17 protein-coding genes and 1 pseudogene are annotated in these 15,556 nt (G+C 65.0%); 10 read left to right on the top strand and 8 right to left on the bottom strand.

Features of this window, described 5'->3' with window-relative positions; translation table 11 throughout:
- Positions 1–39 precede the first annotated feature (39 nt).
- Complete coding sequence (locus D8676_RS13595) at positions 40–495, top strand: MarR family winged helix-turn-helix transcriptional regulator (RefSeq protein WP_121581422.1); 456 nt, start codon at positions 40–42, stop codon at positions 493–495.
- A gap of 224 nt (positions 496–719) precedes the next feature.
- A complete protein-coding gene (carB, locus tag D8676_RS13590; protein ID WP_121581421.1) occupies positions 720–4,211 on the top strand; it encodes a carbamoyl-phosphate synthase large subunit in 3,492 nt (1,163 codons plus the stop codon).
- A 203-nt stretch (positions 4,212–4,414) separates the two neighbouring features.
- Here carB and D8676_RS13585 read toward each other — a convergent pair whose 3' ends face one another.
- Both D8676_RS13585 and D8676_RS13580 read right to left on the bottom strand, forming a co-directional pair.
- Positions 4,415–4,720: a hypothetical protein gene (locus D8676_RS13585; RefSeq protein WP_121581420.1), complete on the bottom strand. Its 306-nt coding sequence runs from the start codon at positions 4,718–4,720 to the stop codon at positions 4,415–4,417.
- 468 nt (positions 4,721–5,188) lie between these two features.
- Positions 5,189–5,560 (bottom strand): rhodanese-like domain-containing protein, encoded by a 372-nt coding sequence (locus tag D8676_RS13580; RefSeq protein ID WP_121581419.1) that lies wholly within the window; start codon positions 5,558–5,560, stop codon positions 5,189–5,191.
- Positions 5,561–6,061: 501 nt separating this feature from the next.
- Between D8676_RS13580 and D8676_RS13575 the strand changes: the two genes are divergently transcribed.
- Complete coding sequence (locus D8676_RS13575; RefSeq protein ID WP_121581418.1) at positions 6,062–6,337, top strand: hypothetical protein; 276 nt, start codon at positions 6,062–6,064, stop codon at positions 6,335–6,337.
- Positions 6,338–6,541: 204 nt separating this feature from the next.
- Here D8676_RS13575 and D8676_RS13570 read toward each other — a convergent pair.
- Positions 6,542–7,591, bottom strand: a pseudogene (locus D8676_RS13570) (SbmA/BacA-like family transporter); the annotation flags it as partial.
- Positions 7,592–7,906: 315 nt separating this feature from the next.
- On the opposite strand from D8676_RS13570, the gene D8676_RS13565 reads away from it, so the two are divergent.
- The 4 genes from D8676_RS13565 to D8676_RS13550 all read left to right on the top strand — a co-directional run bounded on the left by D8676_RS13565 (position 7,907) and on the right by D8676_RS13550 (position 9,377).
- Entirely contained in the window at positions 7,907–8,398 is a 492-nt protein-coding gene (locus D8676_RS13565; protein ID WP_121581417.1) for a Gmad2 immunoglobulin-like domain-containing protein, read from the top strand.
- Positions 8,399–8,458: 60 nt separating this feature from the next.
- On the top strand, positions 8,459–8,677 hold the full coding sequence (locus tag D8676_RS13560; protein WP_121581416.1) for a hypothetical protein: 219 nt from the start codon (positions 8,459–8,461) through the stop codon (positions 8,675–8,677).
- Positions 8,678–8,781: 104 nt separating this feature from the next.
- Entirely contained in the window at positions 8,782–9,018 is a 237-nt protein-coding gene (locus tag D8676_RS13555; protein ID WP_121581415.1) for a hypothetical protein, read from the top strand.
- 26 nt (positions 9,019–9,044) lie between these two features.
- Positions 9,045–9,377: a hypothetical protein gene (locus D8676_RS13550; protein WP_121581414.1), complete on the top strand. Its 333-nt coding sequence runs from the start codon at positions 9,045–9,047 to the stop codon at positions 9,375–9,377.
- A gap of 28 nt (positions 9,378–9,405) precedes the next feature.
- Here D8676_RS13550 and D8676_RS13545 read toward each other — a convergent pair whose 3' ends face one another.
- Entirely contained in the window at positions 9,406–10,152 is a 747-nt protein-coding gene (locus D8676_RS13545; RefSeq protein ID WP_121581413.1) for a lytic transglycosylase domain-containing protein, read from the bottom strand.
- A 153-nt stretch (positions 10,153–10,305) separates the two neighbouring features.
- Here D8676_RS13545 and D8676_RS13540 point away from each other — a divergent pair, with 153 nt between their 5' ends.
- Entirely contained in the window at positions 10,306–10,890 is a 585-nt protein-coding gene (locus D8676_RS13540) for a methylated-DNA--[protein]-cysteine S-methyltransferase (protein ID WP_121581412.1), read from the top strand.
- Between the two features lie 22 nt (positions 10,891–10,912).
- On the opposite strand, the gene D8676_RS13535 is transcribed toward D8676_RS13540, so the two are convergent.
- A complete protein-coding gene (locus D8676_RS13535) occupies positions 10,913–11,236 on the bottom strand; it encodes a hypothetical protein (RefSeq protein WP_121581628.1) in 324 nt (107 codons plus the stop codon).
- On the opposite strand from D8676_RS13535, the gene D8676_RS13530 reads away from it, so the two are divergent.
- Together D8676_RS13530 and D8676_RS13525 are read left to right on the top strand one after the other, a co-directional pair.
- Positions 11,178–12,323: an NAD(P)-dependent oxidoreductase gene (locus tag D8676_RS13530; protein WP_121581411.1), complete on the top strand. Its 1,146-nt coding sequence runs from the start codon at positions 11,178–11,180 to the stop codon at positions 12,321–12,323. The genes D8676_RS13535 and D8676_RS13530 overlap by 59 nt on opposite strands.
- 177 nt (positions 12,324–12,500) lie before the next feature.
- Positions 12,501–12,713, top strand: coding sequence for a cold-shock protein (locus D8676_RS13525; RefSeq protein ID WP_121581410.1), 213 nt, complete (start codon positions 12,501–12,503; stop codon positions 12,711–12,713).
- Between the two features lie 258 nt (positions 12,714–12,971).
- Here the strand turns inward: D8676_RS13525 and D8676_RS13520 are convergent, their stop codons facing one another.
- The 3 genes from D8676_RS13520 to D8676_RS13510 all read right to left on the bottom strand — a co-directional run bounded on the left by D8676_RS13520 (position 12,972) and on the right by D8676_RS13510 (position 15,425).
- Entirely contained in the window at positions 12,972–13,583 is a 612-nt protein-coding gene (locus D8676_RS13520; protein ID WP_245426791.1) for a glutathione S-transferase family protein, read from the bottom strand.
- Positions 13,584–13,677: 94 nt separating this feature from the next.
- Positions 13,678–14,526, bottom strand: a complete 849-nt coding sequence (locus D8676_RS13515; RefSeq protein WP_121581408.1) for an EAL domain-containing protein — start codon at positions 14,524–14,526, stop codon at positions 13,678–13,680.
- Positions 14,523–15,425, bottom strand: coding sequence for an EAL domain-containing protein (locus tag D8676_RS13510; protein WP_121581407.1), 903 nt, complete (start codon positions 15,423–15,425; stop codon positions 14,523–14,525). Before D8676_RS13510 ends, D8676_RS13515 begins: the two co-directional genes overlap by 4 nt.
- Between the last annotated feature and the right edge of the window lie 131 nt (positions 15,426–15,556).

Here is a 15,556-nt window from a genome sequence, read left to right as displayed (position 1 = left end):
TGGCGGCGGCCGTTCCCCAGGGCTTACCCGGAGATTGCCATGCCCAAGGATGCATTCTCAGCCACGTCGGCCTGCAACTACGCGACGGTCAGGCGCGCGGCGCGCAAGCTCGGCCAGTTCTACGACGACATCGTCGGGCCGTCGGGCCTGAAGGCCACCCAGCAGGGCCTGCTCTACCAGATCAGCGCCACCGGCGCGCCGACCATGGGCGAGATCGCGTCCGCCATGATCATGGATCTCTCCGCGCTCGGCCACACGCTGAAGCCGCTGATCCGCGACGGCTATGTCGAGACCGTCGCCGACAGCCAGGACCGCCGCATCCGCCGCGTCAGGCTGACGAAAGGCGGCGAGAAGAAGCTCGCCGAGGCGATGAAGCTCTGGAAAGTCGCCCAGCAGCGCCTGGAGGATCGCATCGGCGCGGAGAAGGCTGAAAGGCTGCGCAGCGCGCTCGACGAGATCGCAAAACTCGACCTGGATGAGCCCATCGCCTCCTGACGGAATCGCCGATCCGGGGTGCGATGGTTCAAACGGTCGCGCCGTCCCTGTTCATTGCCCGCATTTTCGGGGTTACATAGCGGGAAATCCTACCCTATAAGGCCCGCCTAGCCTTACAGATTCCTCCCTTGCCAGCCGGCCGGGCCTCTCGCCGCGACGCGTCAGCGCGCAAATGAGAGAACCCGTGTCGGGGTTTCGCGCAAGCCCGAAAAAGACGGATTCCCATGCCAAGACGCACCGACATCAAGTCGATCCTGATCATCGGGGCCGGCCCGATCGTGATCGGCCAGGCCTGCGAGTTCGACTACTCCGGCACCCAGGCCTGCAAGGCGCTGAAGGAGGAAGGGTTCCGCGTCATCCTGGTGAACTCCAACCCGGCCACCATCATGACCGACCCGGAACTCGCCGACGCCACCTATATCGAGCCGATCACCCCGGAAGTGGTGGCGAAGATCATCGCCAAGGAGCGGCCCGATGCGCTGTTGCCGACCATGGGCGGCCAGACGGCGCTCAACACCGCGCTTTCGCTGCGCCGCATGGGCGTGCTCGACCGCTACAATGTCGAGATGATCGGCGCCGACGCGCACGCCATCGACAAGGCCGAGGACCGCGCGCTGTTCCGCGAGGCGATGGCGAAGATCGGGCTGGAGACGCCGAAGTCGATGCTCGCCAACGCGACCGCCCCCAAGGACGAGGACCGCAAGCGCCACGAGGCCGAGCGCGAGGCGCTTAAGGCCGCCGCCCCCGACAATCTCGACGCCGCGCTCGACGCGCTGGAGACGCAGTGGAACCTCGGCGAAGGCGACCGCAAGCAGCGCTATATCGGCCACGCCATGGCGGTCGCCGCCCAGGCGCTCGACCATGTCGGTCTGCCCGCCATCATCCGCCCCTCCTTCACCATGGGCGGCACCGGCGGCGGCATCGCCTACAACCGGCAGGAATTCTTCGACATCGTATCCTACGGCCTCGACGCCTCGCCCACCACCGAGGTGCTGATCGAGGAGAGCGTGCTCGGCTGGAAGGAGTACGAGATGGAAGTCGTCCGCGACAAGGCGGACAACTGCATCATCATCTGCTCAATTGAGAACCTCGACCCGATGGGCGTGCACACCGGCGACTCGATCACGGTCGCCCCGGCGTTGACGCTCACCGACAAGGAATACCAGATGATGCGCAACGCCTCGATCGCGGTGCTCAGAGAGATCGGGGTCGAGACCGGCGGCTCCAACGTGCAGTTCGCCGTCAACCCCGAAGACGGCCGCCTCGTCGTCATCGAGATGAACCCGCGCGTCTCGCGCTCCTCGGCGCTGGCCTCCAAGGCCACCGGCTTCCCGATCGCCAAGGTCGCGGCAAAACTCGCGGTCGGCTACACGCTGGACGAGCTGGAGAACGACATCACCGGCGGCGCCACGCCCGCCTCCTTCGAGCCAACCATCGACTATGTGGTCACCAAGATCCCGCGCTTCGCGTTCGAGAAGTTCCCCGGCGCGTCGCCGGTGCTCACCACCGCCATGAAGTCGGTCGGCGAGGTGATGGCGATCGGCCGCACGTTCCAGGAATCGCTGCAGAAGGCGCTGCGCGGCCTGGAAACCGGCCTCACCGGCCTCGACGAGATCGAGATCCCCGGCGCCGACGGCCCCGAGGGCAAGAACGCCATCCGCGCCGCGCTCGGCACCCCCACCCCCGACCGGCTGCGCATGGTCGCGCAGGCAATCCGCATGGGCACCTCGCTCGAGGACGTGCACTCCATGTGCCGCATCGACCCGTGGTTCCTCGAGCAGATATCAGGCATCATCGCCATGGAAGCGCGCGTGCGCGAGCACGGCCTGCCGGCCGACGCCGAGAACCTGCGCATGCTGAAGTCCACGGGCTTCTCCGACGCCCGCCTCGGCTCGCTCTCGGGCAAGGACGCCGATTTCGTCGCCGCCCACCGCGACCGGCTCGACGTGCATCCGGTCTACAAGCGCATCGACACCTGCGCGGCCGAATTCGCCTCGCCGACCGCCTACATGTACTCCTCCTACGAGGTGCCCTTCGCCGGCGGCCTGCGCTCCGAGGCCCAGGTCTCGGCGCGCAAGAAAGTCGTCATCCTCGGCGGCGGGCCCAACCGCATCGGCCAGGGCATCGAGTTCGACTATTGCTGCTGCCATGCCGCCTTCGCGCTGCGCGACGCCGGCTACGAAGCCATCATGGTCAACTGCAACCCCGAGACCGTGTCGACCGACTACGACACCTCCGACCGCCTCTATTTCGAGCCGCTGACGGCCGAGGACGTGCTGGAGATCCTGCGCGCCGAGCAACAGGACGGCGAGCTTCTCGGCGTCATCGTGCAGTTCGGCGGCCAGACCCCGCTGAAACTCGCCGACGCGCTGGAAAAGGCCGGCATCCCGATCCTCGGCACCTCGCCCGACATGATCGACCTCGCCGAGGACCGCGACCGCTTCCAGAAGCTCCTGCACAAGCTCAGCCTCACCCAGCCGAAGAACGGCATCGCCTGGTCGGTCGAGCAAGCGCGCACCGTCGCCTCCGAGCTCGGCTTCCCGCTGGTCGTGCGCCCGTCCTACGTGCTCGGCGGACGCGCCATGCAGATCATCCACGACGAGGGCATGCTGCAAAGCTACCTGCTCGACACCGTGCCCGGCCTGGTGCCGGAGGACATCAAGCAGAAATACCCCAACGACAAGACCGGCCAGATCAACACGCTCTTGGGAAAAAACCCGCTGCTGTTCGACACCTATCTCTCGGGCGCCATCGAGGTCGACGTCGACTGCCTCTGCGATGCGGCCCATGGGGGCAAGGACACCTTCGTCTCCGGCATCATGGAGCACATCGAGGAGGCCGGCATCCATTCGGGCGACTCGGCCTGCTCGCTGCCGGTGCGCTCGCTGTCGGCCGAGGTCGTGGAGGAGCTGGAGCGCCAGACGGCCGCCATGGCCCGTGCGCTCAATGTCGGCGGCCTGATGAACGTGCAGTACGCCATCAAGGACGGCGTCATCTACGTGCTCGAGGTCAACCCGCGCGCGTCGCGCACCGTGCCCTTCGTCGCCAAGACGATCGGCAGCCCGATCGCCAAGATCGCGGCGCGCATCATGGCCGGCGAAAGCCTGGACGACGCCTTCGCCCACTACGGCGCAAAACCCGACCCGAAGAACCCCGGCCATGTCGCGGTCAAGGAAGCCGTCTTCCCCTTCGCGCGCTTCCCCGGCGTCGACATCCTGCTCGGGCCGGAAATGAAGTCGACGGGCGAGGTCATGGGCCTCGACAAGGATTTCGCGCTCGCCTTCGCCAAGAGCCAGCTCGGCGCCAATGTCGACCTGCCGCGCTCGGGCACGCTCTTCGTCTCCGTGCGCGACGAGGACAAGCCGGGCATCCTGCCGGCGGTCAAGCGGCTGTCGCGGCTCGGCTTCAAGGTGCTCGCCACCGGCGGCACCGCGCGCTTCCTCGCCGAAAACGGCGTCGAGGCCCACAAGGTCAACAAGGTGCTGGAGGGCCGCCCGCATATCGAGGACGCCATCCGCAACCGCCAGGTGCAGATCGTCTTCAACACGACTGATGGACAGAAGGCCGTCTCCGACTCGAAATCGCTGCGCCGCGCCACCCTGATGCAGAAGGTGCCCTACTACACCACGCTGTCGGGCATGGCCGCCGTCGCCGAGGCCATCGCCGCGCTCAAGGCCGGCAGCCTCGAAGTCCGCCCGCTGCAGGAGTATTTCTGAGCAGCACCTCACCTCCCCCTTGAGGGGCTTCGAGACCGATCTTCCGATCGAGCCAGTGGCTCGATCGTCGGCCGAGAAGGCCGGGGAGATTGCGGAGCAATCGGGTCCCCGGCAATTCGGCGCGCGCAGCGCGCCGGGTGGGGTAGCCGGAGGCAGTGCGCGATCTCTATCTCCCCCCGCAAGGGGAGCCCACGCCTACAACCTCACTTGTTGATCGGCCACCGCCGGGTGTCATAGGGCGTATCGAAGGTGTCGGCGCAGGGGTTTATGTCGCACTCGCCGGGAGGCACGTTGATCCAGGCATGCTGTACGCACTGCCGCAGCAGGGACTCGGTCGTGCGGCCGATGATGGCGTTGTAGCACCATGCCTCGACCCGCTGGGCATGCGCTTCCTGCGCATACATCAGCGGCCCGGAGTTGGCCTGGCAGCCGGCCGCCACGGCGCCGAGCGCCATCAAGGCGCCGGCGGCGAGCAAAGGGTTGCCGCGTGTGGTGGTTTGCGTGGCCATGTCAAAACCTCCCCTTTCGATCCCTGGAGCAATTCCAGCAAAAGTGCGCAGCGGTTTTGCGTTAGGAATTGCGTAAACAAATAGATAGAGCGGTTCCGCGATTCGGAGAAAGACGGAAAACGCCCTGGCTGGATGCCGGTCCGGTTTTGCCGCACCGGGCCGGCTGCATCTCCGGGCACAGCCTGCGCCCGGATTGGCGGGATGGCAAGGCGGGTCGATTGGTTTCGTCGCCTGAGGCAGCGCGCGGCGCTTCTATCTCCCCCCTTGCGGGGGAGAATGGATTTTCACGGTCTTAGCCGAACTCTTCGCGAGGCTAAGTCGTAGAAAATACGAGAGAGGGGGAGCCACGCCGACAAAACCCCTCTCTTGCGATTTCCAGCACTTGGCGTCGCAAGATCGGCCTGCGGCCGAACTCCGCCAAGATGCTGAAATCGCTTTCTCCCCGCAAGCGGGGGAGAAAACCCGCCCTTACTTCTCAACCTCGCCGCCGCTTTCGGCCCAGTCCTTGAAGCCGCCGAGATTGTAGACCTCGCCATAGCCGAAATCCTTGAGCAGCTTGCCCGAAAGCGCTGCGCGGCCGCCCGAGGCGCAATAGACGATCACCGGGCGTTCTTTCGAGAACGCCTTGTCGTGATAGGGCGATTCAGGATCGGCGCGGAAATCGAGCATGCCGCGCGAGACGTTCACCGCGCCCTTCACCTTGCCGCTCGCCTGCACCTCCGGCGCGTCGCGCACGTCGACCACAAGCGCGTTCTTCCCGGCCATAAGCTTCCTCGCCTCGTCGGGCGAAATCTTCGGCACCACGGCATTCGCCGCCGCCAGCAGTTCCTTCACGTTCATCTCTGCCTCCTTCGGGGTGGGTGGAGATAGGATAGGAGGGCGGAGGGGATGGTGGCAATGGGAGGGGCGTGGGGAGCGGGAATACAGATTGTGCCTTACTACACCATGATCTTAAGCATGGCCGCGGTCGCCGATGCTATCACCGCGTTTGAGATGGAAATTTCGCGCTGCAGCAACCTCGTGGTATTTTGAATGTAACCAGGACCTGGTTGCCAAGAAGCGTGAAACACGTCAAAGTCCTCTAATTGGGGGAGATTAATATGAATCCGGTCATTCGCGCTCAGGTAAAGGCTTTCGCAAACTCATCTAGCTTAGGTAAAACAAGTCTAAGTGACCAATTTGAAATATACTCTATATTTGCGACCCTTGCAGGCGCGCTAGGAGAGTCCGCTGATGCGTATGACATACATCTGAAGGGATCAGAGTTCGGTTTAGACGGACTCGCTATATTAATACAGGGAGAATGAGCGCCTCGTCGAGCAGGCCGAGAGCCTCGCCGCGATGCTGCTCGGCGAGCCCTTCTCACGGCACACCGGCCTTGCCTACAAGGTGCGCTCGCAGGCGCTGGCGATGGGCATGATCTGCTTCATGCTGCGCGCCGACCGCGACGACCTGCAGGCAGTGTTCTTCGCCGAGAGATCGCTCGGCCAGTTTGCCGGCAAGCCCCGCAAGCCGCTGCCCGCCGGCGGCGAGCACGAGGGACCGCTGGCGGAGTTCCTGGGCGGACGCCGGACCCCGCGCCCCGACGTCGAAGCGCTGCTGCTTTCAGGCGGGTGAGAGGGCGGCGAAGGGCAGATATCCCTCCCCCTTGAGGGGAGGGTGGGCAACCGCCGCAGGCGGTTGGTCGGGGTGGGGTAGCCGGAGGCAGCGCTCGACGTTCTTTTGGGCGTCGCGCACTGCATGACCGACCCCACCCGGCCAGCCTGGGGCTGGCCGACCTCCCCTCGAGGGGGAGGTGGGCGCCAGTGCTCACCCCTCCCCGATCCGGATCAGCGCCAGCCGGAACGACGCCACGCGCATCAGCGTGGCGCGCCAGTCGGCGATGGCGCCGATGTTGTCGACGAACCAGCGCAGCGAGGAATGCACCTGGGTGAAGGCGGCCGCCGCCATCATCAGCCCGCCGAAGGTGAGGTCGCCGGCGAAATAGACCGGCGAGGCAATCACGATCGGCGCCACCACCGTCACCCAGCCATAACCCGCCGTGAACCATTGCAGGCGCACCGCCGCGCTCATGATCCTCCTGGCGGCGAGGATCACCGCCTGGAGGTCGGTGAGCAGCCTGCCCTTCTCGTCGGCCTCGCTTTTTTGCGCGGTGATGTCGCCGATGCCGTCCGAGGCGCGCACGAGGGCTGCGCGCATGTCGGCCTCGCGCGCATAGCGGTCGGCGTTCAGCCGGATCAGCGGCCTCCCGAGCAGCCACGATATGCCCGACGCGACGCCGGCATAGGCAAGGGCCGCCCACACCATATAGCCGGGAATGGAGAAGCTGCGGCCGTCATAGTGGAAGACAAAACCTTCCGAGATCGCCCACAGCACCCCGATGAAGCTCGCCAACAGTACGCTCGCCTGGACGAAGCCTATGCCGAGGTCGGCCGAGAGGTCGGCGAGATGCCAGGCGTCCTCGTGCAGGCGCTGGTCGGGGTTGACGCCGATTTCGCCGGACTGCTTGAGCCTCAGCGCCCGGCCGGGCTTCAGCCACTGGTCAAGCAGGTCGCGCACCAGCCCCTCGCGCAGCTTGATGTGCAGGTAGCGGTTCAGCCAGCCCTGCGCGATGTTGAGCAGCAGGAGCCCGCCGGCGATGTAGGCGAAGATGACGAGCTGGTCGAGGAAGTCGGGCACGTTCTTGCGCTCGATGGCGTCGTAGAAGGGCCGGTTCCAGCGGTTGAGCAGCACCTGGCCGAAGGCGGTCGCCACGATCAGCGCGAAGATGCCGAGGGTCACCAGGAGCAGCAGGCGCCGCAGCGGCGAGCCCATGAAGGCGCGCCGCATCATCGTCAGCTGCTGGTAGAAACTCGCCTCGCCGAAGGCGATGCAGCCGGGCTCCCTGGGTTTTCGCGGGCCGCTTTGCGCCTCCCCGCCCGCCTTGTTCGCGCCCAGGCCGGCTCCAACCGGCCGGTCAACCGCCATCTCGTCAGCCATCGTTCACGTCCTGCGCTCTGCCAGCCGCCGCCTCTTCTGCGCGGCAAATATGTAGCGCGCAAGGCAATGCCGGGTCGCGCCATGGCTTTGGGACAGTGGCGGCATATCGGGCCGGCCGGAGCCGTCTTATCGACATTTTCGGCGATCTTGGGCATTCTGCCTTACGTTGCGTCAGGCGGGGGCCTACACGTGAGGGAGCCCAGAGCCATGAGCAACGAAATCCAGCAGCCAAAACCGTTCGACCTCGTCGGCGACCCCGTCCTCATTGCCGGCATCGGCCAGGGTTTCGAGGCGACGCTGAACTGGCGCGTGCATGACGGCCATGACGAGCGGACCGGCTTCTTCAACGTCGGCGGCGGCACCGGCGAACACGGCCAGTTCCAGGTCGCCGCCGCGATCGGCAACGCCGCCTTCCAGCTCGACCGCCTGTTCGTCGAGGTGTTCGAGGAGAGCGCCCAGGACGGCTCGGAGATCAACAAGGTCATCGTGCCGGTGGTCTACGGGCCGCGCATCGTATCCGGCTATATCGGCTTTCGCCTGCATGTCGTGAAGGCCGGCGACACGCTGTCGAAGATCGCGCGCGAGCATTACGGCCAGACCAGCCTGTTCACGCGCATCGTGCGCGCCAACCCGCTGGTCATCAGCGACCCCAACCAGATCCTCGTCGGACAGCAACTCAAGGTGCCGATCGGCGCCTGAGCCGGCGGGCCGACTTGATAAAGTAGGCAGATCGTCCTATGTATATCCCATCGGTCTTGCTTGTCGAACTTTGTTGCCGCGCAAAAACACTGCGCCCATGACGAAATTCTTCTCTCAAAATCGATCGAAAATGCGCCGGGCCGCACGCAGGCGTTCGCGCAACAATATTTGATCGATTGGAAGGAAGCCTTCGTGAATACTGGAATCTTGAAGTTCTTCAACTCGACAAAGGGCTTTGGTTTCATCCACGCTGACATGGAGAACCTTGAGGCCGCATGAATTCGTATCACGGTCGCGCGACCACGGATGTACTGGCGCGGGACCGTGATGCCGATGGGAGGTCGGGCAGCTTGCCCGGCCTTTTTCTTTAGAAGGAGAGCCGAATGGCCAAGACTATCGCAGCACCAGGCGTTTTTTCCCCCACCGTTTCCAGGCAGGATTCCAAGGCCAACACGACGAACATCGTCGCCCGTTCGATCATGGAGACCGAAGTCAAGCAGCGAGAGGCAAAGACCGCGCGGCTGCGTGCATTGCGCCTGAAGATGGAGGCCGAGGCGGCGCCTCCGCTCCCCAAGGCCGCAAAGCCGGCGAAACGCGCTGCTGCTAGCGCGAAGGCCTGACCGGGCCCCGCAACGATGGCCGCGTCATGAACGACGAGATCGACTTCCGCTGTCCCGAGGCAGTGGCGAACAACGCGGCCAAGGGGCTCGCGTTGCGCGACAGGTTCAAGCGCGGCGGCACCGAGATCGGCTGGGCGCGGGCGCGTGACCTGAAGAACCGCGTCAGCCTGTCGCCCAGCACGATCAAGCGCATGGTGTCGTTCTTCGCCCGCCACGAGGTCGACAAGCGCGCCCGGAATTTCGGCAATGACGAGAACCCGTCGGCGGGCTACGTGGCCTGGCTGCTGTGGGGCGGCGACGAGGGTCGCGCCTGGGCGATCGAACTCAAGAAGCGTATCGGAAACGCACCGGATATCTGACCGGGGAAGCCGGCCCTGGTACCCTGCCCTAGACGCTCTGGCGCCTGCGCTTGCGGTCCTTGCCGAGCCCGGTTTCATCGAGCAGGCCGCGGCGCTTGGCGTCGTAATAATAGCCCCGCGCGTAGAAGCGCACCGCCTGGTCGTGGTTGCCGTCGGCGGTCAGGTAGGCACCGCGGAGATATTTGACCGCATATTTCAGGTTGGTTTCGGCGTCGAGCAGGCCCTGCGCGGTGCCCTTGTAGCCCATGCCCTTCGCGGTCTGCGGCAGGATCTGCATCAGCCCCCAATACGGACCGTTGCGCGCCTTCGGATTGAAATTGCTCTCGCGCTTGACGACGCGGCGCACCAGGCTTTCCGGGACCTCGTAATGGGCCGCATATTTGGCGATCAGCCGGTCGACCTCGCCGCGCGGCGTGTCGGGCGCGGCCCAGACGATGTCCTTGGCCGGCTCGTCGGGCGTCCTGGCCTCGGGCGGCTCGGGGAAGACATCGCGCGCCGGGGTGTCGGTGGAGGGCAGCGAGGCCAGCACATAGGCCTCCTCGGTCGGCGTCGGCCCGGCATAGGAACTCGGCAGCACTGCCACCTCTTCGGGCAGCACCACGCCGGCTTCGCTGGCTCCCGAAGCTTCGCCGTCGGCCATGAACGCCTCGGGTTCGGACAGCGGCGATATTCCCTGCGGCACGGCGGCCTGGTCAAGCCTGGTGGTCGAGCACCCGGCAAGCAACCCGGCGCCGAGCACCAGTCCGATCAGGAGGCCGTTCTTCGATGCTGGCAAAAGCCGCGCTCTGCTTCGTCTGTTTGGTCCCGCCCGAAAACGTCCTTACACGACCCGGTTGGGTCCGGCAATCCGGGGACGATGCAGGTTTCGGGTGGCAGAGCGGCAGCGCAAGTGGCATATTGTTCCTGATTTGTACTGAAGGAGCGAAACATGCAAGCTTCAGACGCAACGGACAACACGATCGCGGATCATCTGGTTTTCGATACCGCGCTCGGCTTTGTCGGCATCGCATGGAGCGAAAAGGGGCTGACGCGGCTTTGCCTGTTCCAGCGCGAACCGACGGCGGTCGAACGCAGGCTCGAAAGGCTGGCTCCAGCAGGCGGAGCCGCGAAAGGCGAAACGCCCGCCTGGGTAGGGTCGCTGATCCGCGACATCAGAGCCTATGCGGAAGGCGAGGAGATCGACTTTTCCGCGGTGCCGGTCGATCTCGACGGGGTGGACGATTTCCGCCTCGCCATCTACGCGGCGGCGCGCAAGCTCGGCTTCGGCGAGACCACCACCTATGGCGAGCTTGCCAAACGGGCCGGCCATGCCGGCCTGCCGCGCGAGACCGGCCAGGCGCTAGGCTCCAATCCGGTGCCGCTGGTCATTCCCTGTCACCGCATCCTGGCGGCGGGAGGCAAGATCGGCGGCTTCTCCGCCCCCGGCGGCTCGACCACCAAGGAAAGAATGCTGGCGCTCGAAGGCGTGCGGGTCGGGCCGCCGCCCGCCCCGCAGCAGTCGTTCGCCTTTTAGCCTGGCGGCCTGACCCGGCAGCTCAGTCCCGCCGGCCAAAGCGGAAGATGATGTCGTCGTCGGGATCCCAGTACTTGCATTCGTAGACGCTGCAGGACTTGCGGTCGCGGGCCGGCACGTAGGACGTCTCGGCCCGCGTACCCGACTCGCAGAAGCCATCGTGCGCCACGAAGCGTCCGTAACGCTGCACGCCGCTCCTACCGCGCCAGCGCAGGATGACCGCCCCTTCCGCCCTGACGGTTGCCTTGATCTGGCCGCAGCTCATCGAAGTAGAATTGTAACGCGAGATGGCCTGCGCCTCGAAAGGCACGAGAAGAAGGGCCAGTGCAATCAGGACTGCTTTCATCGTTGCCTCCATCGCAACCCGTAGCCGCACCTTCAAACGGCCGCATATCAGCACAGTTCCGTGCTCGGCGGAACTTGGACCGAGCGGCAATGGCGCATTGGCGGTGACGCGCTGCCTGAAAACGCATAATCTCCGCGCTGTCATCGAGGAGGACAGCATGGCTTTGGATCGCATAGGCTTTGTGGGTGTCGGGTTGATGGGCCACGGCATGGCCAAGAACATCGTCGAAAAGGGCCACCCGCTTACCATCGTCGCCCACCACCGCCGTGAATCCATCGAGGACCTGAAGAGCCGCGGCGCCAAGGAAGTGCAAACCCTCCACGAGCTCGCCGCAGCCAGCGACATCGTCGTCCTCTGCGTCACGGGAAGTCCGCAGGTGGAGGCGATCCTGACCGGTCCCGGCGGCCTTGCATCGGCGGGCAAAGAGCTCATCGTCGTCGACTGTTCGACCTCCGACCCATCCTCGACGGTAAAGCTCGCCGTCGCGCTCGCATCCCACGGTATCGCCCTGGTCGACGCGCCGCTGTCGCGCACGCCGAAAGACGCGGAAGCCGGAACGCTGGACGTCATGGCGGGTGGCGACGACGCCGTCTTCGAACGGGTCAGGCCGGTGCTCGAAAAGTTCGCGGGGCGCATCCTGCGCACCGGCCCGGTCGGCAGCGGCCATACGATGAAGCTGCTCAACAATTTCGTGTCGCTGGGCTACGCCGCGCTCTATTCGGAAGCGTTGGCTCTCGGGGCCAAGGCCGGGCTGACGCCCCAGGTGTTCGACAGCGTCATCCGCAACGGCCGCATGGATTGCGGCTTCTACCAGACGTTCTTCACCTGGGTGCTGGAGCGAGACCCAAACGCGCATCGCTTCACCATCGCCAATGCGCTCAAGGACCTGACCTACCTCTCCGGCTACGCGAATGCGTCCGGCACCGCCAATCCGCTGGGCGCTGCGGTGCGCAACTCCTTCGCGTTCGCCGCCGGCGCCGGCAAGGCCGGCGATTTCGTGCCCATGCTGTCCGACGCCGTCGCCGCGATGAACGGGGTCAGTCTTGCCGGAACGACAGCCCAAGCAACGACCGGCGTTAAAAAATGACAATGCATTCCGAGGCTTGTGTTTTTGTATAGGCCTGCCTATATGCAGTGTATTGAAATTTCGGCCGATCGATCCAGAGTTTACGCTATCCGCGTTTGCTGACGTCCATCTCCAAAATCTCGATACCAACGGCGAAATCTTCGCCAGTCTACAACGTCGCAAACACGAGGACTACACATGGCAACTGGAACCGTTAAGTGGTTCAACGCCACCAAGGGCTTCGGCTTCATCCAGCCTGACGCCGGCGGACCGGACGTTTTCGTCCACATCTCCGCAGTCGAGCGGGCCGGCATGACCAGCCTCAACGAAGGCCAGAAGATCAACTTCGAGATCGAGCAGGACCGCCGTACCGGCAAGTCCGCTGCTGGATCTCTCTCCAAGGCCGGCTGACCTGAAACGCGCGCTCCCGACCAACGGAGCGTGCGGCAAGTCACGGATGTACTGACGGCCGCGCCAGTGGCGCGCGAGGCCGCAAAAGGTCCGAAGTGCTGATCAGCGGATTGCTGCAGTTTCGGATCGGATGCTCCCGGTCAGTCGCCTTGGAACTCGGAAGGCGGGGTTTTACCCCGCCTTTTTTGTTTGCGCCGCAGGCAAGCGCTTGTGTGACAAAACGGGCGGGAACCGGCTCCCCGACTCCACAGAAAGGCCTTACGGCAGCCAGCCGATCGGCACATGGCCGGGATCGCTCTCGACGCGTTTCAGCCAAACGCCGACCGCCGGATAGTCACCCAGATCGAAGCCGCCCTCGCCGGCGACATGCGTATAGGCATAGAGCGCGATGTCGGCGACGCTGAGCGACTGCCCGGCGAAAAAGGGCGTCTCGCCGAGCCGTTTCTCCATCACCCTCAACGCCTTGTTGCCGCGCTCCAGCGTCACCTGCAGACGCTCCGGCGTTGCGTCCTTCTTCCGGTTCGGGAACGTCAGCAGGGCGCGCCGAACCGCGATGTAGGGCTCGTGGCTGTACTGCTCGAAGAACAGCCATTGATAGGCGAGCGCCCGCTCGTAGGCATCCTTGGGCAAGAAGCGCGTCCCCTCGCCCAGATGCAGCAGCATCGCGTTGGATTCGGCGAGCAGGCGGCCGTCGTCGAATTCGAGCAGCGGCACCATGGCGTTCGGGTTCTTGGCGGTGAAGGCCTCCGAGCGCGTACCGCCGTCGTTCGAGCTTACCTCGACATGCCTGAAAGGCCGGCCGAGCTTGGCCATCAGCAGCCGCGGCTTGTAACAATTGCCGCTGTCGGTCATGCCGTAGATGGTGGTCACGATGATCCCTCCTGTGCGTGGCAGATCATGGCCTCGCGCACGGAAGTGCATCCAGCGATTTTTTCTTCACCAATCGATCAGCCTTGGTGATGCATCAGCCGAACAGCGGCACGATCCGCTGCGCCTCGCCCAGCTTGTGGGCGATGGAGAGCGGCCGGTGGTCCATCTCCATTCCGGCCAGCGCGGGCGCCGCCAGATGCGGACCCTGGAGCAGGTCTGCGCCGACCTTCAGCGCGACGCCGAGCTGCAACTCGCTCTCTATGCCGGAGACCAGCACCTTCGCCTGGCGTTCGCGCAGCCGCGAGACCACGGCGTCGAAGAGCCGGATCGTGGTGGCGTCGCGGCAGACCTGCCTGAACCAGCCGCCGTCGATCCTGACGATCTCCGGCTTGAGGATGTCGACCGCCTCGTCGGTCCAGTGACCGGCGCCGAAATCGCCAACCGCGATCCGCAGGCCGTAGCCGCGCATCGTCTCGGCAACACGCGACAGCAATGCTGTTTCCGCGGCAGCATGTTCTCCCAGCGCACAGACGACACAATCGGGCTCGAGCTCGGCTCCCGGAAGCTCACCCGCCACCAGCCGGATCCTGTCGGCGAGCATCTCCGGATCGGTGTTCTCCAGGCCGAGGAAGAGATCGAGCATCTCGGCATCGATGTTGCGGTGATTGCGCAGCGACACCGCCACGCCCATGCGCCTGATGAAATCCTGGTCGTCATCGGAGACGGCGGTCAGGAAGACTTCGGAGGGCACCTCCTCGCCGCCGATGTAAGGAGCGGCCGTGCCCTCCACGGCGACCATCTTCAGCGTCTTTTCGCGTCGCCTGAAGATTGGCTGGTAGAGGCTGCGCAGCCGGTAGATGCCGTAGCAGCCGCTCTCGATGCCGATCTCGTCGACGATGAGCGCGTCATCGAGACTGATCTGCCGTCCCGCATCGGCGTTCATAGCGGCGGCGTCCTGCGGCCGAAGGCCTTTGTGTGGCGCAACGCCCCGGCTGCGCGCGGCACAGGCGCACCGGGCACCGAAGCAGGCTCTGCATGGCGGGTGGCGGACGCCGCCGTCTGCAGAGCAGCGAAATCCGCTGGCACGAGCTGGGGCCGCGCCAGGGCGAAACCCTGCACCATGGCGACCCCGGCCTTTTCCGCCAGCTCAAGCTGCCAGCCTTCCTCGATGCCTTCGAAGACCGTGCGGATGCCGTCCGCGGCAAAGGTCGAGACCATGGTGGCGAGCAGCGCGTAGCCGGGGCCGGTTTCCATCAGCCGCGCGATCCAGTCGGCGTCGAATTTCACGATGTCGGGGCATAGATCGCGGATGCGTCTCATGTCGGATTCGTCGGCGCCGTAGTCGTCGACGGCGATGCGGAAGCCGCTTGCCCTGAGCGAGGCCACCAGCGCGAACAGCGCTTCCTGCGAGACGGTTTCCTTCTCGGTCACCTCGCAGACGACGCGATGCGGATCGATGCCGGTCTCGACCAGGGTGACGCGCATGTCGCGGATGGTCGCTTCGGCGACCGCCGGGTCGGTGAAGACCGATGGGTCGAAATTGATGAAGATCGCCGCGCTCTCCGGCAGAAAGCGCGCCGCGTTCAGCAGATGCAGCGTATGCGCGAGATTCTCGACAAACAGCCGTTCGGAAGTGAGGATGCTGTTGAAAAAGGCCTGCGGCGGCAGTTGCTCATCGCCCCGAAACGGCCGCAGCAACGCCTCGAAGGCGGAGACGGACAATTTGTCCGCCTCGAAGGTGAAGATCGGCTGAAAGGCACTCCTCAGGGCGAACGGCCCCCAGATGCCAGTCGAGGTGCCGTCATCCTCCTGGACGATATGGGACCTTATGCTGCCCAACACGCTTGCACTCCACGCGAGACGCCGGCCCCACTAATGACGTGCAAGGATTTACCGTTCGTTAATATATGGCCGGTCTCGCGCGCCAACACAGGCAAGTGCGCGGTCCACAGCATGTGCGACCTTGCGATTCC

The sequence above is a fragment of the Mesorhizobium sp. YM1C-6-2 genome (assembly GCF_003666685.1).
GTDB lineage: Bacteria > Pseudomonadota > Alphaproteobacteria > Rhizobiales > Rhizobiaceae > Mesorhizobium_K.
The sequence above is the reverse complement of the archived record's forward strand: the minus strand, read 5'-3'. Positions and strand labels throughout refer to the sequence as shown.